16 protein-coding genes and 1 pseudogene are annotated in these 22,456 nt (G+C 64.4%); 10 read left to right on the top strand and 7 right to left on the bottom strand.

Features of this window, described 5'->3' with window-relative positions:
• Nucleotides 1-74: 74 nt before the first annotated feature.
• A complete protein-coding gene (locus AB7G19_RS13960; RefSeq protein ID WP_441267882.1) occupies nt 75-911 on the top strand; it encodes a uroporphyrinogen-III synthase in 837 nt (278 codons plus the stop codon).
• A 38-nt stretch (nt 912-949) separates the two neighbouring features.
• Here the strand turns inward: AB7G19_RS13960 and AB7G19_RS13955 are convergent.
• The 3 genes and pseudogenes from AB7G19_RS13955 to AB7G19_RS13945 all read right to left on the bottom strand — a co-directional run bounded on the left by AB7G19_RS13955 (nt 950) and on the right by AB7G19_RS13945 (nt 5,967).
• Nucleotides 950-1,775 (bottom strand): annotated as a pseudogene (locus AB7G19_RS13955) (DUF5939 domain-containing protein).
• 169 nt (nt 1,776-1,944) lie between these two features.
• On the bottom strand, nt 1,945-2,625 hold the full coding sequence (locus AB7G19_RS13950) for a redoxin family protein (RefSeq protein ID WP_354130702.1): 681 nt from the start codon (nt 2,623-2,625) through the stop codon (nt 1,945-1,947).
• 21 nt (nt 2,626-2,646) lie between these two features.
• Nucleotides 2,647-5,967 carry an adenylate/guanylate cyclase domain-containing protein gene (locus tag AB7G19_RS13945; protein WP_354130701.1) on the bottom strand — a complete coding sequence of 1,107 codons (3,321 nt, stop codon included), beginning with the start codon at nt 5,965-5,967 and terminating at the stop codon, nt 2,647-2,649.
• A 290-nt stretch (nt 5,968-6,257) separates the two neighbouring features.
• On the opposite strand from AB7G19_RS13945, the gene AB7G19_RS13940 reads away from it, so the two are divergent.
• A complete protein-coding gene (locus AB7G19_RS13940; protein ID WP_441267881.1) occupies nt 6,258-7,508 on the top strand; it encodes an MFS transporter in 1,251 nt (416 codons plus the stop codon).
• Here AB7G19_RS13940 and AB7G19_RS13935 read toward each other — a convergent pair.
• Entirely contained in the window at nt 7,505-8,179 is a 675-nt protein-coding gene (locus AB7G19_RS13935; protein ID WP_028152011.1) for a Crp/Fnr family transcriptional regulator, read from the bottom strand. The two genes, AB7G19_RS13940 and AB7G19_RS13935, sit on opposite strands and share 4 nt — an antisense overlap.
• Before the next feature lie 337 nt (nt 8,180-8,516).
• On the opposite strand from AB7G19_RS13935, the gene AB7G19_RS13930 reads away from it, so the two are divergent.
• From AB7G19_RS13930 to AB7G19_RS13905, 6 genes are all read left to right on the top strand, one after another.
• Complete coding sequence (locus tag AB7G19_RS13930; RefSeq protein WP_063986231.1) at nt 8,517-9,338, top strand: ABC transporter ATP-binding protein; 822 nt, start codon at nt 8,517-8,519, stop codon at nt 9,336-9,338.
• Entirely contained in the window at nt 9,335-11,266 is a 1,932-nt protein-coding gene (locus AB7G19_RS13925) for a long-chain fatty acid--CoA ligase (RefSeq protein WP_354130699.1), read from the top strand. Before AB7G19_RS13930 ends, AB7G19_RS13925 begins: the two co-directional genes overlap by 4 nt.
• 223 nt (nt 11,267-11,489) lie before the next feature.
• Nucleotides 11,490-12,383: a branched-chain amino acid ABC transporter permease gene (locus AB7G19_RS13920; protein ID WP_063982173.1), complete on the top strand. Its 894-nt coding sequence runs from the start codon at nt 11,490-11,492 to the stop codon at nt 12,381-12,383.
• A 3-nt stretch (nt 12,384-12,386) separates the two neighbouring features.
• Nucleotides 12,387-13,460: a branched-chain amino acid ABC transporter permease gene (locus AB7G19_RS13915; RefSeq protein ID WP_041960455.1), complete on the top strand. Its 1,074-nt coding sequence runs from the start codon at nt 12,387-12,389 to the stop codon at nt 13,458-13,460.
• Between the two features lie 46 nt (nt 13,461-13,506).
• Nucleotides 13,507-14,790 carry an ABC transporter substrate-binding protein gene (locus tag AB7G19_RS13910; RefSeq protein ID WP_354130698.1) on the top strand — a complete coding sequence of 428 codons (1,284 nt, stop codon included), beginning with the start codon at nt 13,507-13,509 and terminating at the stop codon, nt 14,788-14,790.
• A gap of 146 nt (nt 14,791-14,936) precedes the next feature.
• Nucleotides 14,937-15,776 (top strand): ABC transporter ATP-binding protein, encoded by an 840-nt coding sequence (locus tag AB7G19_RS13905; protein WP_354130697.1) that lies wholly within the window; start codon nt 14,937-14,939, stop codon nt 15,774-15,776.
• A gap of 3 nt (nt 15,777-15,779) precedes the next feature.
• On the opposite strand, the gene AB7G19_RS13900 is transcribed toward AB7G19_RS13905, so the two are convergent.
• Complete coding sequence (locus tag AB7G19_RS13900; protein ID WP_354130696.1) at nt 15,780-16,931, bottom strand: AGE family epimerase/isomerase; 1,152 nt, start codon at nt 16,929-16,931, stop codon at nt 15,780-15,782.
• Nucleotides 16,932-17,017: 86 nt separating this feature from the next.
• On the opposite strand from AB7G19_RS13900, the gene AB7G19_RS13895 reads away from it, so the two are divergent.
• Entirely contained in the window at nt 17,018-18,241 is a 1,224-nt protein-coding gene (locus tag AB7G19_RS13895) for a phenylacetate--CoA ligase family protein (protein WP_354130695.1), read from the top strand.
• Nucleotides 18,242-18,265: 24 nt separating this feature from the next.
• On the opposite strand, the gene AB7G19_RS13890 is transcribed toward AB7G19_RS13895, so the two are convergent.
• Together AB7G19_RS13890 and AB7G19_RS13885 are read right to left on the bottom strand one after the other, a co-directional pair.
• Entirely contained in the window at nt 18,266-19,294 is a 1,029-nt protein-coding gene (locus AB7G19_RS13890; protein ID WP_354130694.1) for an acyltransferase family protein, read from the bottom strand.
• A gap of 9 nt (nt 19,295-19,303) precedes the next feature.
• Nucleotides 19,304-20,941, bottom strand: a complete 1,638-nt coding sequence (locus AB7G19_RS13885) for a carbamoyltransferase family protein (RefSeq protein ID WP_354130693.1) — start codon at nt 20,939-20,941, stop codon at nt 19,304-19,306.
• Nucleotides 20,942-21,216: 275 nt separating this feature from the next.
• Here AB7G19_RS13885 and AB7G19_RS13880 point away from each other — a divergent pair, with 275 nt between their 5' ends.
• Complete coding sequence (locus AB7G19_RS13880; protein WP_441267880.1) at nt 21,217-22,392, top strand: CgeB family protein; 1,176 nt, start codon at nt 21,217-21,219, stop codon at nt 22,390-22,392.
• Nucleotides 22,393-22,456 lie beyond the last annotated feature (64 nt).

Raw genomic sequence — 22,456 nt, 5'->3', positions numbered from 1 at the left:
TATCATCGTTGGTGACCTTGCGCCAATTCCATGCCAGGGGCAGGATGAAGCGCCCACTGCACCGGAGCACGCCCATGGCCGACCGTTTGACCGGCACCCGCATCCTGATCCTGGAGACCCGCGAGGAGGCGCAGTTCTCAAAACTCCTCGCCGAACAAGGTGCCGAGGTCGTGCAGTGCCCGATGTTCACCATCCAGGATGCGCCGGACCCGGCTCCGGTCGAAGCCTGGATCCGCCGCGCCATCGACAAGCCGTTTGACGACCTCGTGCTGATGACCGGCGAAGGTCTGCGGCGGCTTATGAAGCTCGCGCGCGCCCGCCAGATCGACCAGGCCTTTGTTGCGGCACTCGCCAAATCGCGAAAATTCACGCGCGGGCCGAAGCCCGGCAAGGCGCTGCGCGAAATCACACTCGAGGCGCAGCAGACCACGGAGAAACCGACCACCGAGGGCGTGATCGAGATGCTGGGCAAGCTCGACCTGAAGGGACGACGCCTCGGGCTTCAGCTTTATCCGGACAAGGACCACAGCGCGCTGACCGGCGCGCTGGCCGCGCAAGGCGCCGAAGTCGATACCGTGTTGCCTTACGTCTACGATTCCAAGGCGGCGGATGCCAATATCGTCGCCGCCGTCGACGACATGGCGGAGGGACGGATAGACTCCATCGCGCTGACCAATCTTGGCCAAGTCCGCCGCCTGATCGAGGCTGCGAAGGCGCACGGCAGCGAGACGAAGTTGCGCGCAGGGTTGGACCGGACGCTGATTGCGTCGGTGGGCCCTGCGGTGTCGGGGGAACTCGCCGCGCATGACCTGCGCACGGACGTCGCACCGGCGGAAGACCACTATTTCATGCGCGCGCTGATCTCGGCGATGGCGGCAGCGCTGGCGGAGAAGAGCCGAAAGTGCCGGTGAAGTGAAAATCTTCGGCAGGGTCGTGCCGGAGCACGATACTATCCCCGCACGATACGATAGACGCACGCATTTTCTTCGACGCGCGAAGAGGTGCATCAAACTCGACGATGGCGTGACCGGCGAGGAGATCGCTGACGCCCGGCGCCGCATAGAGCGCTTCCGCGAGGCAGATTTCGCCGGCATCGGCCAGCGCTGGTACGCGCGCCGCGACATTCACAGTCTGCCCAAAGTAGTCCGGATTTTCGTTGAGGGTCACGGCAATCGACGGACCACAATGCGCTCCGATCTTCAGGATGATGCTCGGATCACCATGCTCGCGATTGTAGCGGAATTCTCCAAGTCGATCACAATGGGGCCAGGCGGAACGGCGGACAGCGAAGGCGAATAGCGCCGCCCTATCCTAATCGTAGGACGGTCGGCGCGGCTGCGGGTTCGTCTCCGACCGAGACCACGAATACAGCCTGCGTTTGAATGTTGACGCCGGCCAGGGCACCGGGACCGAGGTCGGCGCGAAGAGTGGTGGTCGAACCCGGCGGCAAGAACGCAAGTCCGCGAACCATCCACGCAGGAAATCGAGAAATCGGATCTGCTGGTCGGGCATGCGCGCGTCGCCGGATTGGGGACAAACAACGTCCCAACTCATCTCGAACAACCCGCCCCTTGTGGCAAGGAGAAACAGGTCAATGCTTTCCGCCTCGGTAATGGAGCGATCACGGCGACGCTAGGGGTTGATCCGGTAGAGGGAGAGATCGTCACCGCTCCTGATAACCGTCTCAAATTTCGAGATTACGCGCGGGCTCCAGATCGGGCCTGCTCAATCTCGGTCATCTTGCTTTCCAGGAGCCGCTCTTGGGTGTTGGTCATCGTGCGCCTCCGTTATTGCAATGTTATGAACAGGAATGGCTCCACTTCAAGCTGATGGGTATTTCACACGGTTACCGATCTCCGCGATGGCGACGGGGCCGGCGGAGAGGAAGCCGCGGGTTGCAGCGCGTCGAGCGCAGCATTTGCACCGCCAACCAGACGACGATACCTAGCTTGCCATCTGCGAGGCGGCCGACATCACCTCCTGAGGGCTCGGAGCCCCGAACATGCGGTGGCCGCCTTCGGGAACCTCGGTAAAGGTCCAGCGCACGACCCCCTCGCGATCGAGCAGGAACTGGCCGAACAGCTGGCCCTGGCCGGTTGCCGCCATGCGCTGATCGGCCTCCATCATCTCGTAACCGTCCTTGTTGTTGAGGTACTCGGCAGCCGCCAACCGATTCATCGACCCCGACGTTTCGCCGGGCACATCCACCTGCATGCTCTTGACGACGTCCATACCCACCTTGCGCGGCCACTCGGTTTCGTTCTCCGTAAACTCGATAGTGGGCAGGCCGAACGCGCGGTGCGAGACCCGCTCGGGGTCGGACGCGGCGAGCAGATTGGGCAAGGGATGATAGCGGAAGTAGAGCCGCGCGCGTTCGATGGGCGTATTCACGACCGTGAGACTTTCGACGCCCTTGTCGCGCAGGGCTGCGTCAAGTTGCGCCTGTGCCGCGATATGGCGCCGACAGAACGGGCAGTGCAGCCCGCGAAACAAGCCGATCAGTATTGGACTGTGCCCGCGAAAATCCTGGAGCGAGATCGTCCCATCCCTTGTGATGGCGTCCAGCACGATGTTCGGTGCGCGATCGCCCGGTTGAAGCGGTCCATCGACATGAAGTTCTGGCATGGTTGAACTCCTTCATATGACCTAGTCAAGAAATGGCAGCACGATCAGCCCGGCGGGATCAAGCCCGTGGCGGGCGCAGACATCATGGGCCAGCGCGAAATATCGGTCGGCCTCGGGCATGTCGCCTCGATCAAGGCTCAGCGTGGCGAGACCATCATAGCATGGAAACAGCTGCTGCGGTTCGCCGGTTTCGTTCGCCACCTCGATTGCCTCATTGTAGCAGAGGGCGGCCAGATCGGGGCGGAAGTGGCATTGATGGATTTGCCCGAGAACGATCAGGGGCACGGAGAGATGCTCGCGCTGATCGAGTGCACGGTCGATTTCGATCGCCTTTTCGGCGGCCGGCACCCCTTCCTCGGTACATCTGTCCGTGAACGTGCAACAGGCAACGGCAAAATTGGCGAGAAGACGCGCCTGGAAGCCGAGATCCCCGATCCGACGCGCGACATCGAGTCCACGCCGGCAGACCTCCACGGCTTTCGCCGGGTCGACGATCGTGTAGAGCACACCGAGATTGGTGTAGCCGCGGCAGGCTACGTTGAGGAGGCCGGCGGTTTCGGCGGCTGCAACGCTTTGCTCCACTTCGCGCACCGCCTCCTCGTGTCGTCCAAGGCGCGCCAGCGCAACGCCCTTGGTGTTGAGGGCCTCCGCAATCGCGCGTGCCGCCTCGAGACCGGCCTGCTCGTCCGCGTCCGCCGGTACGGACCGCGCATAGCCGAGCGCCTCGTCTGCCCATCTTGCGGCGGCCACGTGATCGCCGGTCCGAAACGCGAGACGGCCACGCTCCTGCAACAGATGCGCCCACTCGATGGGCGCGTCGGTCCCTCCAAGCAGTTTGGCCGCCTCGGCGTAATGCGTCTCTGCCTTGATCCGCTTGCCGGCGTCCCACAGCAATCGGCCAAGCTTGCGAAGAATTCGCGCTTCGCCGATCCGGTCCTGGATGACGCGGTGCCCCTCCAACGCGCTCTGATAGTGCTCGTCGGCCGTGTTCCGGCGGCCAGCCGCGGCACAGAGGTCCGCAATCCGCTCGTACAGGACCAGACGTTCCGGCTCCCGTTCGCCGCCGGTCAACAGCACGGCGAGGGCCTGTTGGTAGAGACGGATGGCATCGTCGTTGGCATAGCTGGCGCGTGCGCGATCGCCGGCCGCGCGCAGATAGCGCGCGCCTTTCGGCTTGCTCGCGCTCAGACTGAAGTGATGTCCGAGCAGTATGAGATCTTCGAGGCGCTCGGGCTCATGGCCATAGAGCCTCTCGAGCGCCCCGCCAATCCGTCCGTGAAGCTCGATCCGGCGCTGCAGAAGCAGGTTTTGATAGATCACGTCCTGAAGCATGGTTTGCGTGAAGCGGTAGGTCCGCAGCGAAATCGAGTTCGCGCCCGCGATCTCCTCGATGATCTCCGCGTCGCACAGAAGCTCGAGCCCTGCTTCAACCCTTGCCGGCTCGGTTGCCGCCGCACCGAGAGCAGCCGCATCAAACCGCGGGCCGATCACGGCGGCTTCCTGTGCCAGGCGGCGCACTTGATGCGGCAAACGGTCGAGACGCGCCAGCAACAACGCCTGAATGCTTGCCGGAATATCGGCGGCGGCTTCATCCGATTTCATCCGCCACTGCGCGCCGTCGCGCTCCAGGGTGCCGGCTTCGATCAGGCCGCGTATGATCTCCTCGAGGAAAAGCGGATTGCCGCCGGCGCGATCAAGAATTCGACCGAACAGAGCTCCCGGCGGTTCACGCCAACCGTGACTGAAATAGGCCGCGAGCAGTCTTTGTCCGTCGGCGTCGCCAAGCGGGGGCAGCCGAAGGGTCGTGTGACTGATCCTGCTCGAACCGAACTGGTCCAGTTCCAGCATCGGCCGATGCGTGAACAGCAGCATCAGCCGCGTCCGCTCGAGCCGGTCCATCAGGAACCGCAACGCTTCAAGCGACACCGCATCGGCCCAGTGCAGATCCTCGACGATGATCAGCAATGGCGACAGTGCCAGGCGGCGTTCGAAGACGGTGCGAATCGCGAAGAATATCTGCCGGCGGAGCTGTTCGGGCTCAACATGCCTGAGCGCGGCGTTGGGGTCGCCGAGGCCGAGGACGTGCAGATAGAGGGGCATCAGGCGGTCGGCCTCGTCGGTCGCGAGGCCAAGCTCCGACAGCGCTTCGGCGACCTTCGCCTCCGCCTCCGCGGCCCCCGCCTTCTGCGCGATGCCATAGGCGCTGCGCAGCACGGCGGCGAGAGTGCCGTAGGATTGTTCGCCAAGCGGCGAGCACGCCGCGTGCCGGATCGCCACGCCGGCGAATCGATCCTGGTCGCGGATGCGCGCGACGAACTCGCTGACCAGGCGCGTTTTCCCGATGCCGGCTTCGCCGACCAGCCGCACCAGTTGAGCCGCGCCGCCGCACGCGCGATCAAGGCTGCCGATCAGGCGCGCAAGCTCGGCGTCGCGCCCGATCAACGGCGCATTGAGGCCCAGCGTGTCGAGACCGCGCGCCGCACGGGGCGTGTCGAGCGGCTCCTTCAGACGGTGGACCAGCACGCTGCCCATCTTGCCCTTCAGCGAGACCTCGCCAAGCGAGTCATAGGAGAACGCATGCCGCGTCAGACGGTGGGTCAACGGCCCGACCAGCACCTCGCCCGGAGCCGCCATCGACTGTAGCCGCTGGGCGGTATTCACCGTGTCGCCGGTCACCGAATAGGATTTGGAAACACCCGCACCGAGCCCGCCCGCGACGACGTGCCCGGTGTTGATGCCGACATGGAGCAGCAGCGGTGAACCGGCATACGCCTCCGCGCGTTCGCTGAGGCGCGCCGTCCGGCCGATCATGTCGAGGGCAGCGCGCACCGCCCGTTCCGGGTCGTCCTCGTGCGCCGCCGGCGCACCAAACAGAGCCAGCAGCGCATCGCCGATGAATTTGTCCACGAAGCCGCCAAAGCTTTGCACCGCGGCCGTCAACTCCTCGAACAATTCGTTTTGAAGCGTCTGCATGACCTCGGGGTCGAGCCGCTCGCTCATCGCAGTGAAGCCGCTGAGGTCGGCAAACAGCACGGTGATGGTGCGGCGGTTCGCCTCGCTGTCGATCTTGTCCAACGGAGCTCGAAATGCGGCTTGAGCGTCCTCCGTCGGCACGAGCGGCGGAGAGGAGGACCGGATCGGAAGCGTCGTCGGGCTCGTCCGCGCCGATGCCTGCCCGCCTGTGGGGACCTCAGCGACGAAGGCACCGCATTTCGGGCAATAGGCGAAATCCGGCGCGCATGGAAACCCGCAGCCAGGGCACGCGTTCGGCTGCTTCGTGCCGCACTTCGGGCAGAAGGCAAAGCCGCTCTGGACCTCTAAACCACAGCAAGAGCAGTTCATGGGTCAAGACCTCGCGGAAGCCGCGATGGCGCGAGCTCCCGGACCTGCCGGATGGGCCCAGGAACCTGGCAAGCATGGGCTCGTCACACGGGAAGAGCAAGCGGCGGTTGGTCAACCTCTCCGTATCGGCTGGGCGACGAAGCGATGCTGCGGGCGCACTGGCGCACCGCAAATCGTCGGCAAGCATGGCGGCATGCGGTAGCGCCAATTGACAGGGGCATGGCCGGGGCTACCCTGCCAACAGAAGAACAAAAACAAGGGGGAATCGCCATGAAACCCGTCATCGCATCTTGAACACATCCGCATTCGCGCCGTTCCGCATCCGCAACTATCGCTTCCAGTGGCCGTCCGATCTGCTCACCTCGTGGGCGTTCGAAGTGGAGACGCTGGTGCTCGGCTGGTACATCATGGTCGAGACAGGCTCGGTGCTGCTGCTCACCGTGCTTGCATCGCTGCAGTTCGTCGGGACCCTGGTCGCGCCGGTGCTCGGCATGATCGGCGACCGGATGGGTCACCGCGATCTCCTGGTCGTGATGCGCCTTGCCTATACGGCGCTCTCGTCAACGATCATGGTCCTGGCGCTGACCGGTCATTTGTCGCCGCTGAGCGTGATGATCATCGTCGCGCTCATGGGCCTGATCCGCCCTTCCGATCTCGGCGTTCGCGGCGCACTGCTTGCCGAGATCATGCCGCCCGAGCAACTGGTGGGCGCCATCAGCGTTGCGCGCACGACCCAGGACAGCGCCCGCATCGCCGGAGCGCTGACGGGCGCAGGCCTGTTCGCCGTCCTCGGCATCGGCCTCGTTTACGTGGCGATCGCCTGCCTGTATCTCGCGGCCGCCCTTCTCATGCTCTGCCTGACCCGGCCGAAAAGGACCGTCACGACGAGCGATCTTCCGGCGAACAGCCACGCGGTCTCGCGATTGCTGGGCGACCTCAAGGAAGGGATCGTCTATGCCTGGAACGGCCCGGGAATGCGCGCGGCGTTGTGCGTCGCCTTCCTGGCCAATCTCACCGCATTTCCCTTCACCGGCGGACTATTGCCCTACATCGCGCGGGACATCTTTCATACCGACCAGACCGGCCTCGGCTATCTCTCGGCGAGCTTCGCCGTGGGCTCGCTGATCGGCTCCATCACGCTCAGCCTGGTCAGCGGACTGCGCATTGCCCGGCTTCTCATCGGCGCGACGCTGGCCTGGTACGCCATGCTGCTGGTGTTCGTCGAGATCAGGACCATGCCGGTGGCGATGGCCTGCCTCGTTCTCGCCGGCATCGCCCAGAGCATGTCGATGATATCAGCTGCCGTGATCCTGATGCGGACGGCGAGCGCACACCTGCGCGGCCGCGTCATGGGCGTGCGCATGATGGTGATCTACGGCCTGCCGCTCGGATTGCTCGCGGCCGGTAGCCTGATCGACATCATCGGCTATTCCGCGACGGGCTCGCTCTACGCCGCCGCAGGCTTCATCGCGATGCTGGCGATCGCGATCCGCTGGCGCGCCGACCTCTGGCCGGTCCACGCGCCGGCAAACGCGCGCTAGTCCCCGTAGCCGCGCAGCCGCTCGACATCCAAAATGGTGACGCCGCCATATTCGAGCCGCAGCAGCCCCTCCTTCTCCAGCCGGTTCAGCGCGCGGTTGGCGTTCTGCCGTGACATGCCCGAGAGCGCCCCGATCTCCTCCTGGGTGATTTCCAGATGCGCGGTCGACTCGGGATAGAGGATCGGATTGAACAGCGAGGCGATGCTGCGCGCGAGGCGTGCGGTGGCATCCAGCGTGCGGTTGACCTCGAGCATGCCGATGAACTGGCCGAGCCGCTCGTTGAGCTGACGCACCAGGAAGCGGTTGAAGCCGACGCTGTTCTCGAACAGCCACATGAAGGCGCTGCGTTCCATCAGCGCGACGCGGCTGTCGCGCAGCGCGACCACGTCGTAGCGGCGCGGCTCGTTCTTGAGCACGCTGCCCTCGCCGAACCAGGCCCCGGCCGTCAGCCCCGCAAGGCTCGTCTCCTTGCCGTCGCGCGAGACCCCGCCCATCCGTGCCAGGCCGCTCACCATGCCCGCCCAATAGCTGAACGTATCGCCGCGCATGAACACGGTCTCACCGGTGCGGTAGGACCGTTCCGTGATCCCGGTGCGGGCGACCTCGATCTCCGCGTCCGTGAGCTCGCGCGACCAGGCGGCGACCCGCTTCAGTTGATCCTCTGAAATCATGATGCCGAAGCCAGCCGCACCGTTCGCCACCCAATCTCTCTGCTGCACTGCAACACGATCGCTTCGACCACCATCCGACGAAAGATGAAGGCCACTCCCGCCTGAAAAAACTTTGTCGCAGAATTGTCAGGCGGGAGACATTTCAAAATAGCGCTTTCCCCTATTGAGGACCACCTTGGGTGATGCGGCTTTTGATCCCGATCGGGAGCAAGAGTGGCGCGGCGCCGGTCGAGACCAATAGCTGCATGGCCTCACCGGCACGGCCGTACTAGGATCGCCCGACAGGAACGGACGAAGAGCGCCGCTGAATGCGCCATCACCGGGAGGGATTTGTTTGGTGGCTACCAGTCTCGAAGTGCGCGGCGTGTCCTTGCGATTCGGCGGCGTCCGTGCGCTGACCGATGTCAGCTTTGCCATCAATGACGGCGAGCTGTTCTCGATCATCGGCCCCAACGGCGCCGGCAAGACCTCGATCGTGAATTGTATTTCCGGCCGCTACAAGCCGACCGAGGGCCAGCTGTTCTACCGGGGCCGCGACATCACAGGGCTGACGCCGAACGCGCGCCCCACGCTCGGCATCGGCCGCACCTTCCAGAATCTGGCCCTGTTCCACCACATGAGCGTGCTCGACAACATCATGGTCGGGCGCCATCACCTCCTGAACAACAATTTCCTCACGGGATCGCTGTACTGGCTCACCGGCGCGCGCAAGGAAGAACTCGAGCACCGCCGCAAGGTCGAGGAGATCATCGACTTCCTCGATCTCCAGTCGGTGCGAAAGGCGCAAGCCGGCACCCTCTCCTACGGCCTGCGCAAACGCGTCGAGCTCGCCCGTGCCATGGCGCTGGAACCGCGCCTCATTCTCCTCGACGAGCCGATGGCCGGCATGAACTTCGAGGAGAAGGAGGACATGGCGCGCTACATCGTCGACCTCAACGAGGAGTTCGGGATGACGGTGGTGATGATCGAGCACGACATGGGCGTGGTGATGGACATCTCCCACCGCGTCATGGTGCTCGATTTCGGCCGCAAGATCGCCGAGGGCGATCCGGCCGCCGTGCTCGCCGATCCCCACGTCAGGCGCGCCTATCTCGGCGAGGAGGACGAGGTGCTGGTCGATCCGGACGATGCTCCGCCAGCGCAGGAGAGTGCGGCATGATGGATTACGCGGGCCGCGTCGCGCAGGCCGACACCTATCCGAAGATGCTGCGGCTCAATGCCAGGGAGCACGGCAACGAGATCGCGTTGCGCGAAAAGGATCTCGGGCTCTGGCGCGTCTTCACCTGGAATGACTACCACACCCGCGTACGCGACTTCGCGCTCGGCCTCATCGAATTGGGCCTGGGGCGCGAGGACGTCATCGGCATCATCGGCGACAACCGGCCGGACTGGGTCGCGGCGGAAGTGGCGACCCACGCCATCGGTGGATTGAGCCTTGGGCTTTATCGCGACGTGCTGGACGAGGAAGCCTCCTACCTCCTCAACTATGGCGAGGCGCAGGTCGTTTTCGCCGAGGACGAAGAGCAGGTCGACAAGCTGCTCGCGCTTGCCGAGCGTGTGCCGCGGCTGAAGCACATCATCTATTCCGATCCGCGCGGCATGCGGAAATACGACGATCCCCGACTGATGTCGGCGGAAGCGTTCGCCGAACTCGGCCGCGGCCGCGCCACGCGTGAGCCGGAGCTCTACGATCGCCTCGTCGATGCCACCAAGGGCGAGGATGTCGCGATTCTCTGCACCACGTCGGGCACCACCTCGCACCCGAAGCTCGCCATGCTCGCCGCCGGCCGCGTGCTCGGCCATTGCGCGACCTATCTCGCCTTCGATCCGAAGGGGCCGGACGACGAATACGTCTCCGTGCTGCCGCTACCGTGGATCATGGAGCAGGTCTACGTGCTTGGCAAAGGCCTCTTGTGCCGGATGAAGATCAACTTCGTCGAAGAGCCTGATACGATGATGAACGATCTGCGCGAAATTGCGCCGACGTTCGTGCTGTTTGCGCCGCGCGTCTGGGAATCCATCGCCGCCGACGTCCGCGCCAAGGTGATGGACGCGACGCCTTTCAAGCAGCGCCTGTTCGACATCGGCATGAAAAGCGGCCTCGCCGCGCTCGCAGACGGCAAACGTTCGAACTTTGCCGACGCAATCCTGTTCCACGCGCTCCGCGACCGCCTCGGCTTTACCCGCCTGCGTTCGGCCGCGACCGGCGGCGCGGCACTCGGCCCTGATACTTTCAAGTTCTTCCAGGCCATGGGCGTGCCGCTGCGCACGCTCTACGGCCAGACCGAACTGTTAGGGGCCTACACGCTGCATCCCGAGGGCAAGGTCGATCCCGACACGACAGGCGTGCCGATGGCCGACAGCGTCGAGATCCGCATCGACAATGCCGACGTCCACGGCGTCGGCGAGATCGTGGTGCGGCATCCCAACATGTTCCTCGGCTACTACAAGAGCCCCGAAGCAAGCGTTGCCGACATCAGGGACGGCTGGATGCTGTCGGGCGATGCCGGCTATTTCAACGCGAACCGCCAGCTCGTCGTCATCGACCGCATCAAGGACCTGGCCGAGACCTCGCGCGGCGAGCGCTTCTCGCCGCAGTTCATCGAGAACAAGCTGAAGTTCTCGCCCTATATCGCGGAGGCCGTCGTGTTAGGCGCCGGCCGCGACGCGCTCGCGGCGATGATCTGCATCCGTTACTCCATCATCTCGAAATGGGCGGAGAAGAGCCGGCTCTCGTTCACGACCTACAGCGACCTCGCCTCGCGCCCCGAGGTCTACGCGCTTCTCAAGAAGGAAGTCGAGACCGTCAACGCCACGCTGCCGCCGGCCCAACGCATCTCGCGCTTCCTGCTGCTCTACAAGGAGCTGGACGCCGACGACGGCGAGCTCACCCGCACCCGAAAGGTGCGCCGCAGCGTCATCAACGAGAAATACGAAGGCATCATCAACGCGATCTACCGCGGCGACGCCGACATCCCCGTCGACACCGTGATCCGCTTCCAGGACGGCACCACGCAACGCGTGCGAACGACGCTGCGGGTGGTCGATCTCGGCGGACACGGACACATGGCGGAGGCCGCGGAGTGAGCCTGCTTCGAACCGAGACCGCGCTGCCAGCCGATGCGCCCTCTCCCCTTGTGGGAGAGGGCATCTCCGCCGCTGGCCACACCCTCGCCCGGGTGAGGGGTCCTCTCTCCGCACCGTCGCTGCCGAGAGAACCCCTCACCCGGCTTCGCTTCGCGAAGCCACCCTCTCCCACAAGGGGAGAGGGTGCACCGTCATCGCTTCTGCATTTTGCGCGGACATCGACATGAACACCGCCTTCCTCATCCAGCTCCTGGTCAACGGCCTCGTGGTCGGCACGCTCTATGGCGTGGTCGCGATGTCGTTCGTGCTGATCTACAAGGCGACGCAGGTCGTCAACTTCGCGCAAGGCGAACTGCTGCTGGTCGGCGCATGGGTGTGCTGGGCGTTGCTTGCAAAATACCAGGTCCCGTTCTGGATCGGCATGCCGATGACGCTGGTGTTCATGTTCGTATTCGGCATCGCGATCCAGGTGCTGATCCTGAGACCGATGATCGGCGAACCCATCATTTCGGTGATCATGGTGACGATCGGCCTCTCGACCGTGCTCCAGGCCACGCTCAAATGGATATTCGGCGTCAATCCGCAACCGTTCCCGCGCGTGTTCGAGAGCCAGTCGGTCAGCCTGCTCGGGCTTCAGATCCAGACCGTCTATGTCATGAGCCTCGTGGTCTCGGTCGCCATGATGATCGGCATGGCCTGGTTCTTCCGCGCCTCGAAGTACGGCCTCGCCATGCGCGCCACCGCGTTCAACCAACAGGTCGCGCAGTCGCTCGGCATCTCCGTCAAGAGCGTGTTCGCGATGGCGTGGGCGATCTCCGCGACAGTGTCGGCGGTCGCGGGCGTGGTGGTCGCCGTCGTCAACGGCGTGTCCTCGGGACTTGCGGCCTACGGCATCAAGGTGTTCCCGGCGGCGATCCTCGGCGGGCTCGATTCCGTCGGCGGCGCCGTGCTCGGCGGCATCATCATCGGCTTGCTCGAGAACATCGCGCAATATGTCGACAGCGAGTATCTGCACTGGGGCAATCTCTACGAGATCGCACCGTTCTACGTCCTCATCATCGTGCTGATGATCAAGCCCTACGGCCTGTTCGGCACCCACGACATCGAGCGGATCTGATCCATGGCCGGCCCTGCCCTCATCCCTGCTGGTGATTTCCGCACCTCCTACGCGGCGGACACCACGATCTTCCCGACCACGACCAGCCGCAACTTTGCGATCATCGGCGTGCTGTTGCTCTGCCTCGTGCCGCAATTCCTTGGCGGGTACTGGCTCAGCATCCTGATCCAGATCGGCATCTTCTCGATCGCAGCGCTCGGTCTCAACATCCTGGTGGGCTTCACCGGCCAGATCTCGATCGGCCATGCCGCCTTTTTCCTGCTCGGCGCCTTTACCTCGGCCTACATCTCCAACAACGCGCCGATCCCGGTGTTCTTCGCGATCCCGCTTGCGGGCGTCGTCACCGCGCTGGTCGGGCTGATCTTCGGCATCCCGGCGGCGCGACTGAAGGGGCTCTACCTCGTCATCGCGACGCTGGCGGCGCAATATATCCTGCTCGACTTCTTCTCCCGCGCGGAGTGGTTCACCGGCGGCTCGGTGCCGGCCAGCGCCAATCCGTTCTCGATCTTCGGCTTCACGCTGCGCGGCGACCGACAATATTTCTATGTCGTGCTGGCCTATGTGGTCGCGAGCTACGTCCTCGTCACCAATCTGATGCGCACGCGCGATGGCCGCGCGCTGGTGGCGATCCGCGACCATTATCTCTCCGCCGAGATCATGGGCATCAACCTCACCAAATACCGCACGCTGTCGTTCGGGCTGGCCGCCTTCTTCGCCGGCATCGCCGGCGCGCTTTATGCCCACTACCAGCTCGTCGTCTCGCAGGAGGGTTTCGGCATCGAGCGCTCGATCCTGTTCCTCGCCATGATCATCATCGGCGGCACCGGCTCGATCATGGGCACGCTGATGGGCACCGCCTTCGTGGTGCTGCTGCCTGAGACGATGGAATTCATCAGCCTCTACCTGAAGGGCGGCGCGATCGACAAGGCGCTGTCCCTCAACACCAACATCACCTTCCTGCGCGAGATCGCGATCGGGGTGATCATCATCGCGTTCCTGATGTTCGAGCCGGACGGGCTTGCGCATCGCTGGCGGCAGATCAAGGCGTACTGGAAACTCTACCCGTTCTCGCATTGAGCGCGGGCAACTCTCTAACCAACGAAAAAACAGGAGGAGGCAACCAATGAAGACAAAATCCATTTTGAGCACTGCATCGCTCGCGCTGGCGATCGCCGCATTCTCGGCCGGCGCGCAGGCGCAGATCGCGATCGGCCATCTCGCCGATTATTCCGGCGGCACCTCCGACGTCGGCACGCCCTACGGCCAGGCCGTCGCCGACACCTTCGCCTGGGTCAACAAGAACGGCGGCGTCGGCGGCAAGCAGCTCAGCGTCGATACCAACGATTACGGCTACCAGGTGCCGCGCGCGATCGCGCTCTACAAGAAATGGTCGGCGCCGGACTCGAAGGTCGCCGCGATCATGGGCTGGGGCACCGCAGACACCGAAGCGCTGACCGGCTTCCTCGCCCAGGACAAGATCCCCGACCTCTCCGGCTCCTATGCCGCAGCCCTCACCGATCCCGAGGGCGTCAGCGGCAAGGCCAAGCCTGCGCCTTATAATTTCTTCTACGGCCCGAGCTATTCGGACTCGCTGCGCGCGATGCTGATGTGGGCGGCCGAGGACTGGAAGGCCAAGGGCAAGCCCGGCAAGCCGAAGTTCGTGCACATGGGCGCCAACCACCCCTATCCGAACGCGCCGAAGGCCGCAGGCGAAGCCATGGCGCAGGAACTCGGCTTCGAGGTGCTGCCGCCGCTGGTGTTCGCGCTCACACCGGGTGACTACAGCGCGCAGTGCCTGAGCCTGAAATCCTCGGGTGCCAACTACGCCTATCTCGGCAACACCGCGGCTTCCAACATCTCCGTCCTGAAGGCTTGCAAGACCGCCGGCGTCGAGATTCAGTTCCTCGGCAATGTCTGGGGCATGGACGAGAACGCCGCCAAGACCGCCGGCGATGCCGCCAACGGCGTGATCTTCCCGCTGCGCACCGCAGTGAGCTGGGGCGGCGATGCGCCCGGCATGAAGACGGTGATGGAGATCTCCAAGATGTCCGACCCCACCGGCAAGGTCTACCGGCCCGTGCATTACATCGCGGCGGTCTGCTCGGCGCTCTACATGAGGGAGGCGCTCGACTGGGCTGCCAAGAACGGCGGGGCGACCGGCGAGAACGTCGCCAAGGGCTTCTACCAGAAGAAGGACTGGGTGCCGGCCGGAATGGACGGCGTCTGCAATGCCTCGACCTGGACCGACAAGGACCACCGCGGCACGCTGAAGGTCGACCTCTATCGCACCAAGATCGCGGGTGCGACCGACGGCGACCTCAATGATCTCATGGCCAAGGGCACGATCAAGCTCGAGAAGGTCAAGACCGTCGAGCTGCCGCGCAAGCCGGAATTGCTGGGGTGGTGAGCCCGGCGCTCACCCAACGCACAACGGTCATCCCCCGCGAAAGCGGGGGGATCCAGTACGCCGCGGCCTCTCGGGGAACGTCGAGCGTCTCTGGAATACTGGGTCACCCGCCTTCGCGGGTGACGACATCAAGAGAGTAACTAGCCATGAGTGAACCGGCTCACATCGAGCGTCCCTCCCCCAGCGTCGTGCCCGCGCCGCCCCTCCTCGCCGTCCGCAACATCGAGGTCGTCTATGACGACGTCATCCTGGTGCTGCGCGGCCTCAGCCTCGACGTGCCCAAGGGCGCGATCGTGGCGCTGCTGGGCGCTAACGGCGCCGGCAAGTCGACGACGCTGAAGGCGATCTCGGGGCTGCTCAAGACCGAGGACGGCGAGGTCACACGCGGCGAGATCCTGTTCGAGGGCTCCGCTATCGCCGGCATCGATCCCGACAAGATCGTGCGTCGCGGCATCTTCCAGGTGATGGAGGGCCGGCGCATCGTCGCCGACATGACGTCGCTCGAAAACCTCAAGCTCGGCGCCTTCACCCGCAGGGATCGCGAGGTCGATGCCGATCTCGACATGGTCTTCAACTATTTCCCGCGCCTGAAGGAGCGCACCGGCCTTGCCGGTTATCTCTCAGGCGGCGAGCAGCAGATGCTTGCGATCGGCCGCGCTCTGATGGCGCGCCCGAAGATGATCTTGATGGACGAGCCCTCGATGGGCCTGTCGCCGCTGCTGGTGAAAGAGGTGTTCTCGATTATCCAGAAGATCAACCGCGACCTCGGCGTCACCATCCTGCTGGTCGAGCAGAACGCCCGCGCCGCGCTGTCGGTGGCGAGCCACGGCTACATCATGGAGCAGGGCAAGGTGGTGCTCGACGGCACCGCGGACGAGCTGCGCGACAACGAGGACGTCAAGGAGTTCTACCTCGGCGGCGCCAGCGATCAGCGCAAGAGCTTCAAGAACCTCAAGAGTTTCAAGCGGCGCAAACGGTGGCTGTGAAACTCAGCTCAGCACCTGCTCCGCTTCCGTGACTGCACAGAGAACATGATAGAACGACGATGCAGGAATGGTGTCGACCAGCGATTTGCCGTCGCGATCGAACTGGTCGTACCAGCCGCCCTTCACGGGATGGCTGAGATAATGCCGTTCGAGCAGCACCAGCGCCGCGCGCGCCTCGTCCGCAGCGCCCGCCTCGCCGGACTCGGCCTGCGCGATCCACGCCTTGGCCATCTCGGTCTGCGGCCACAGCCGGCGCGTGCTGCGACGGATGTTGCCGCTGGCATCGCCCTCGTCGACCAGGCACCCCGTGGCCTCGTCGCGATAGCGCAGCGCGGTCGCGAGCAGTTCGGCGCGAAGTTGTCCGGTCGGACAACCCGTGATGCGTTCAAACCCTTTCAGCAGCCAGACCCACTCGGCCTGATGGCCGGGCTCGACGCTGACGGGCTCGATCTTGGACCAGTCCTCCTCGAAATACTCCGTCAGGATCCGCTTCTGCTTGTCGTAGAGATTGGCGAGGAACAGCGCGAAGAGCTCGCCGGCGCGGTTCTGGAACGACAGGTCGTGGGTCGCATCGAAGCACGCGATCATCGCCTCGAACAGATGCATGTGCGGGTTCTGCCGGCGCGGCAGCGAGACCGGCAGGCCTTCATGCACGCCGCCATGCGGCGAGCGCAGATGGCCGTCAAGGAAGGCGAGCAGCGCATCGATCTCGGCGCGAATTTGCGCATCCTGGTCGAGCCCGTAGACGGCCGCGAGCGCAAACAGGATGAAGGCGTGGTCGTAAGCATCGCGTCGGCCGTCCAGCACGGCGCCGTCCGGCGTCAGCCGGTGCACGTAGCCAGGCCGGCCGTCGAGCGCCTTCGCTTTGCTGAGCAGATGCTCCAGCCCCTTCAGCGCGATGGCGCGCCCCCCAGGGTACCAGCCCATCTGCGCCGCCTTGGCGTAACAATAGATCTGGCGCGCCTGTACGAGCACGCGCCGCGGTGCGGTCGCGTCGGCCGTGCCGTCACGGTTGAGCCGGTCGACGAAACCGCCTGCCGCATCGTCCCAGCCGACGGACGACCACAGCGGCAGCGCCTCGTCGATCATGCGGCGCTTCAGGCGCGCGACGACGTCCGCCGCCTCGTCCACCGCAATGATGCCTTCGTCCGCCATCGCGTCCTCTCCACACCTCGACCCTGGCCGTCTGATACCTATGCCGGCGGCGGCGTGCAACGGATGCCAACCCGGAAAGACCAGCCATGACCGCCCATTACGACGCCCGCGAGACGCGCGAACCAGCCGTACGCGAGGCGGAGCTGTTCTCCCGCCTGCCGGACGTGCTGCGCGGCGCGATGGCCGCGCCCGCCTACGCCGAGCGGCTGAAGGGCATAGACCCGGCCGCCGTGACCTCCAGGGCGGCGCTGGCGGGCCTGCCGGTGCTGCGCAAATCGGAGCTGCCGGCCCTGCACAAGGCCTCAGCGCCCTTCGGCGGCTTCGTGCCGGCAGCCCCGGGATCGTTCGCCCGCCTCTTCACCTCTCCCGGTCCGATCTTCGAGCCTGAAGGGCGGCAGGCCGATCCCTGGCGCGGTGCGCGGGCGCTGTTCGCGGCCGGGTTCCGCCCCGATGACATCGTGCTCAACACCTTCAGCTACCACCTCACCCCCGGCGGCTTCATCTTCGATGCCTCGGCGCGCGCGCTCGGCTGCGCGGTGATCCCGGCCGGCCCCGGCAATACCGAACAGCAATTCGAGCTGATCGAGGCCTACCGTCCCGTCGGCTACAGCGGCACGCCGGACTTTCTGAAGATCCTGCTCGATGCCGCCGCAAGCTCGGGGCGCGACGTCTCATCGATCAAGCGCGCGCTGGTCTCGGGTGCGGCCTTCCCGCCCTCGCTCCAGGCCGAAATTAAGGCACGCGGTATCGACGCCTACCAGGCCTTCGGCACCGCCGACCTCGGCCTCATTGCCTTCGAGACCGAGGCGCGCGACGGTATGGTCGTGAACGAGGATCTGATCATGGAAATCGTCAAGCCCGGCACCGGCGATCCCGTCGCGCCGGGCGACGTCGGCGAGATCGTGGTGACCTCGCTCGATCCGCACCATCCCTGGATTCGCCTCGCGCTCGGCGACCTTACCGCGGTGTTGCCGGGCCCGAGCAAATGCGGGCGCACCAACATGCGCACCAAGGGTTGGATGGGCCGCGCCGACCAGACCACCAAGGTCAAGGGCATGTTCGTCCGACCCGAGCAGGTCGCCGAGATCGGCAAGCGCCATGCCGCGCTCGGGCGCCTGCGCCTCGTCGTCATGCGCCAGGGCGAGGCCGATGCGATGACGCTGAAAGCGGAGACGGCGGCCGCGAGCGAGGCGTTGCGCGAGGAGATTGCAACCACCTTGCGCGCGGTGACGAAACTCGGAGGCGACGTTGAACTGGTGAGGCTCGGCGCGCTGCCGAATGACGGCAAGGTGATCGCGGACGAACGGTAAGCCCGGTTCGACTTCGCGAACCGTTCAGCTTCGCTGATCTTGCTTGCGTTCAATTGCGGGGGTTGCGGGTGCCGGCACCTGCGTCCGAGTGGGCAAGCGGAAGATTCGTGATGAGTTTGCCGCCAGCCGCCGGTAAATCCGACAGTCAACCAGCCCGAAGGCGTAACCCGCGATCAGGCCGATCGCAAAATACAGCGGGAGCCAAGCGAGCCCCTGCACGTGCAATACGCGCACAGCAACGATGATTGCCGGAAAGTGCAACAAATAAATTCCGTATGACGCATCACCCAACGTGGCAGCCAGGCGCGACTTCAAATCAACATCGGCAACAGCGAGCAAGAGGCTCGTTGCGGCCACGCCCAGGAAAAGCAGCTTTTGCGAACTGTACTCAGGAAATGCAAAGCTCACGCAAAATGCAATCAGGGCAGCCGCAACACCTGCCAGCCGGGGTACCTTCCTGAGATAGTCGAAATGAATCCCGCAGATGACGCCCATCGGAAAAACCTGCACGGCCGGCGACCATAGAATGGCGGGAAAGCCCGGAAAGGTGTACCTGCCGACATCAGGCGCAGCGGCCATGAGATTGACGATCAAAATCCAGATGACGGCGAGAATGGTCAGGGTTCGATCACTGAGGCGCGCCCAATAAGCGACGGACGCCAAAGCGTAGAAGGTAATTTCGAATGCAAGGGTCCAGTAGGGAATGGTGAGCGAACTGTCGCCGACGGTCGAGGGATACAGGAGCAGCGATGATGGGCTAGCGCTGACCGGCGAACGAATCGCGGCGAGCCCAATCGCTGCAACGATCATGGCCAGCCAGTAACTGGGGTAAATCCGCAACAATCGATGCTGTACGAAGTCCGCCCAATTCTTCGTTCGCTGCAACGCGATCACGAACCCCGAAATCGCAAAAAACAGCACAACTCCGAACGAGGTCATGCGGATCGGCATGTAATGGTTTGCGACATAGGCGGCATGCTCGCCGACGACCCAAATTGCTGCCACGGCCCTCAGCGCATGTATCCCACCGAAAAATCGCGGCGATGCAGTCATCTCAGCACCTCAGCCCGCTTTAGAGAGCCGGTAACTGCCGAGATACAGCACGTCGAGCCCTGAGCAAAAGTAAGTGTGCAGCGCCTCCAGCGGCGCGTTCACGGTCGGCTGCTCGTTGATGTTGAGGCTGGTGTTGATCAGGACCGGCAGCGAGGTCGCTTTGGCGAACTCGCCGATGAGGCGGCTGTAGAGCGGATTGCTATCCGCATGGACGCTCTGGATGCGCGCGGTATTGTCGACATGAACCACCGCCGGCATCGTATCGGCCACCTTCTGGTTGACCGGGAACGTCACCACCATGAAAGGCGCGTCGAACGTGTCCTCGAAATATTCGGCCTGGCGCTCATACGGCACCGACGGGCAGAACGGACGGAACTCCTCGCGATATTTGATCGTGAGGTTGATGCGGTCCTTCATGCCCGCATGGCGTGGATCGGCCAGGATCGAGCGGTTGCCGAGCGCGCGCGGACCATACTCCATCCGCCCCTGGAACCAGCCGACGGTCTTCTGCTCCGTCAGGTCGGTGACGCAGCGCGAGACAGGATCGTCGAGCAGCTCGAACCGGGCGCCGATCTTGTCCAGCGTTTCGCGGATCGTGTCGTTGGAATATTCCGGTCCCCAATAGGCGTGGGTCAGCGGCGCAATCGCGTGGCCAGCTTCCGCGCACTTCATCATCGCGGCGCCTAGCGCCACGCCCGCATCGTGCGGCACCGGCGGCACGTAGAGACGCTTCACGGACGGCTCGGCCGCGATCTCCATGTTCATCTTGCAGTTCAGGCCGACGCCACCGGCGATGCAGACGTCGCCGCAACCGGTCTCGGCGATCGCGGAGCGGATCACCTCGGTGGTGACGATCTCGAGCTGCTTCTGGCCGCTCGCGGCGATGTTGGTCAGCCGCTGGTCGAGCGGCGCGCCACGCAGGCGCCGCGGCCCCAGAATCTCCTCCATCTTCTCGGTGAAGATGCGCTCCTGCCGCGTCGAGAAATCGCTGGTGAAGATCTCGGCGTCGCGCCTGCGCTTGTCGAGCTCGGGATCAAGTTCGTAGTTGATGCCGGCCGGGCGCAGGAGCTTGGCAAATTTGTCGAGATAGTCGGGGCTGCCATAGGACGACAGGCCCATGACCTTGTACTCGTCATTGGTCATCTGATAGCCGAGATATTGCGTCAGCATCCCGTAATAGAGCCCGAGACTGTTGTGGCGGCCGAACCGCGTCAGCACGCGGAAATCATTGCCGCGCGCATGCGCGACGAGGCCCGAGCTGGAATCGCCGGAGAAGTCGAAGCAGGCGACGGTCGCCTCGGAAAAACCGGAGCCGTAGAACGAGCTCGCTGCGTGACAGAGGTGATGGTCGTAGAGCTCGATCCCCGGGCTGTGCCCGAACTGGTATTTGAAATATTCGGTGAGGCGCTGCGCGTAATTTGTGTAGGTCTTCAGCGGCGAGCAGATCCAGTCGACGTCGCGTATGGTGATGCCGGCCTGCTTCAGGCAGAAGCCGATCGCCCCGCGCGGCAGCTCCCCGCGCGCGTGCTTGGCAAGCGTGAAGCGCTCCTCCTCGGCGGCAGCGATCAACTCGCCATCGCGCAGCAACACCGCGGCACCATCGTGGTGACCGTGCTTGATCCCGGAGCTTATTCCAATCACATGCATGGGCTTAGACCTCTGAAGCGCCTTCTATAGCAACTGAACGGATTGTAAATCGGCCCGGACGGCGAAATCCGGGCCCCTTCGCGCGGCGCCCGCAACCAGTTCCGAGTATAGATCTCGGGAGGTCTCATGGACGCGCCTCCGATCCGGGATGGGCCTTTCCGCTTTGAAGTCGCTCTTGCCGGTGGTATCCAGACCGCAGGCGGCCCCGATGTCGCAGGTCTTCAAAACGTCCAAGCCGATGATTTGGGCTTGTTCTGAAACGGCAACGGATCTTCGTGCGCATCCTCGTCCTCAATGCCGACTATGCTCGCTTCTTGGCTTGGCAATACCAGCGCCAGCCGGGCCTTGCCGACACCGACTATGCGACGCAGATGGCGGCCCGCAACGCCAGCCTGTTCAGCGTTGCCGATTTCTACTCCCGAAATTTTGCCAAGCTTGGACACGTCGCCGCCGACATCCACGTCAACAACGCCCGGATGCAAACGGCCTGGGCGCACGAACGCGGCATTGCCGTCGAGCCGCCGCCTCCTCCTGTTGGCATCGCACGCGATGTCGTGCCGGAATGGCTGCACCGCGCAGTCGCGCCGTTCAAACCGGTTCTGAGGCCGCTGGCGCGCAAGGTCGGACTGAGCCCGCGACTTGACGAGCAATCGGAGCGGATCCTGCTTGCACAGATCGAGGAGTTCAAACCGGATCTCGTGCTCAACCAGGATCTGTTTCATGTCGACACGGGCCTGGCGCGCCGAATCAAACAGATCGGCAGGCCCATCCTGATCGGCCAGATCGGCGTCTCTCCATCACGCGGCGAGGACTGGACTGTTTATGATTTGATGATTTCGCAGATGGCCCACGTCGTGAACATCTTCCGTGCCGGGGGCGCGCGCGCGGAAGTGGTCCATCTCGCCTTCGAGCCTGAGAACCTCGACGTGCTGCCGCCGGCGCCGCCTCGAAGCATCGACATCTCCTTCGTCGGCGCCGTATCGGCCGATCACCAGCAACGCGTGGCGCAACTCGAGGCGGTCGCGCGGCGCTATGACCTGAAGCTGTTCGGCAGCGGCCTCAACGCGCTGCCCGCCTCCTCGCCGCTACACCGCTGCTATCAGGGCGAGGTGTGGGGCGTCGAGATGTACCAGGCGCTGCGATCGTCGCGCATCACTCTCAACTCGCATATCGACATGGCCGGCCCCGAGGCCGGCAATGCGCGGCTGTTCGAAGCCACGGGTGTCGGCACGTTCCTGCTGACCGATTTCAAGGACAATCTTCATACCTTGTTCGAGCCGGACCGCGAGGTGGTCACCTGGCGGTCGGTCGACGAATGTGTCGCGATGATCGATCGCTATCTCGCGGACGAGCCGGCGCGGGAGGCGATCGCAAAGGCGGGCCAAGCCAAGACGCTGTCGTCACACACTTTCCGCCGACGTGTCGGCGACATCCTGAACTTCGTCACTTGAGCGCGAGGCCGGCGCGCCCTTGACGGTGTGGGCCAAAATGGCCAAAGTGCCCCTGCGTGACGCC

Source organism: Bradyrhizobium sp. 215_C5_N1_1 (assembly GCF_052075935.1).
Lineage (GTDB): Bacteria > Pseudomonadota > Alphaproteobacteria > Rhizobiales > Xanthobacteraceae > Bradyrhizobium > Bradyrhizobium barranii.
Note: the sequence above shows the minus strand (reverse complement) of the source record. Positions and strands in the feature narration are given on the sequence as shown.

Bases quoted from the DNA above. Each gene is read 5' to 3' on its own strand.
- AB7G19_RS13895 (WP_354130695.1), top strand. From the start codon at position 17,018: ATGACCGCCCATTACGACGCCCGCGAGACGCGCGAACCAGCCGTACGC.
- AB7G19_RS13915 (WP_041960455.1), top strand. From the start codon at position 12,387: ATGGCCGGCCCTGCCCTCATCCCTGCTGGTGATTTCCGCACCTCCTAC.
- AB7G19_RS13885 (WP_354130693.1), bottom strand. From the start codon at position 20,941: ATGCATGTGATTGGAATAAGCTCCGGGATCAAGCACGGTCACCACGAT.
- AB7G19_RS13910 (WP_354130698.1), top strand. From the start codon at position 13,507: ATGAAGACAAAATCCATTTTGAGCACTGCATCGCTCGCGCTGGCGATC.
- AB7G19_RS13900 (WP_354130696.1), bottom strand. From the start codon at position 16,931: ATGGCGGACGAAGGCATCATTGCGGTGGACGAGGCGGCGGACGTCGTC.
- AB7G19_RS13920 (WP_063982173.1), top strand. From the start codon at position 11,490: ATGAACACCGCCTTCCTCATCCAGCTCCTGGTCAACGGCCTCGTGGTC.
- AB7G19_RS13905 (WP_354130697.1), top strand. From the start codon at position 14,937: ATGAGTGAACCGGCTCACATCGAGCGTCCCTCCCCCAGCGTCGTGCCC.
- AB7G19_RS13945 (WP_354130701.1), bottom strand. From the start codon at position 5,967: ATGAACTGCTCTTGCTGTGGTTTAGAGGTCCAGAGCGGCTTTGCCTTC.
- AB7G19_RS13890 (WP_354130694.1), bottom strand. From the start codon at position 19,294: ATGACTGCATCGCCGCGATTTTTCGGTGGGATACATGCGCTGAGGGCC.
- AB7G19_RS13925 (WP_354130699.1), top strand. From the start codon at position 9,335: ATGATGGATTACGCGGGCCGCGTCGCGCAGGCCGACACCTATCCGAAG.
- AB7G19_RS13960 (WP_441267882.1), top strand. From the start codon at position 75: ATGGCCGACCGTTTGACCGGCACCCGCATCCTGATCCTGGAGACCCGC.
- AB7G19_RS13950 (WP_354130702.1), bottom strand. From the start codon at position 2,625: ATGCCAGAACTTCATGTCGATGGACCGCTTCAACCGGGCGATCGCGCA.
- AB7G19_RS13935 (WP_028152011.1), bottom strand. From the start codon at position 8,179: ATGATTTCAGAGGATCAACTGAAGCGGGTCGCCGCCTGGTCGCGCGAG.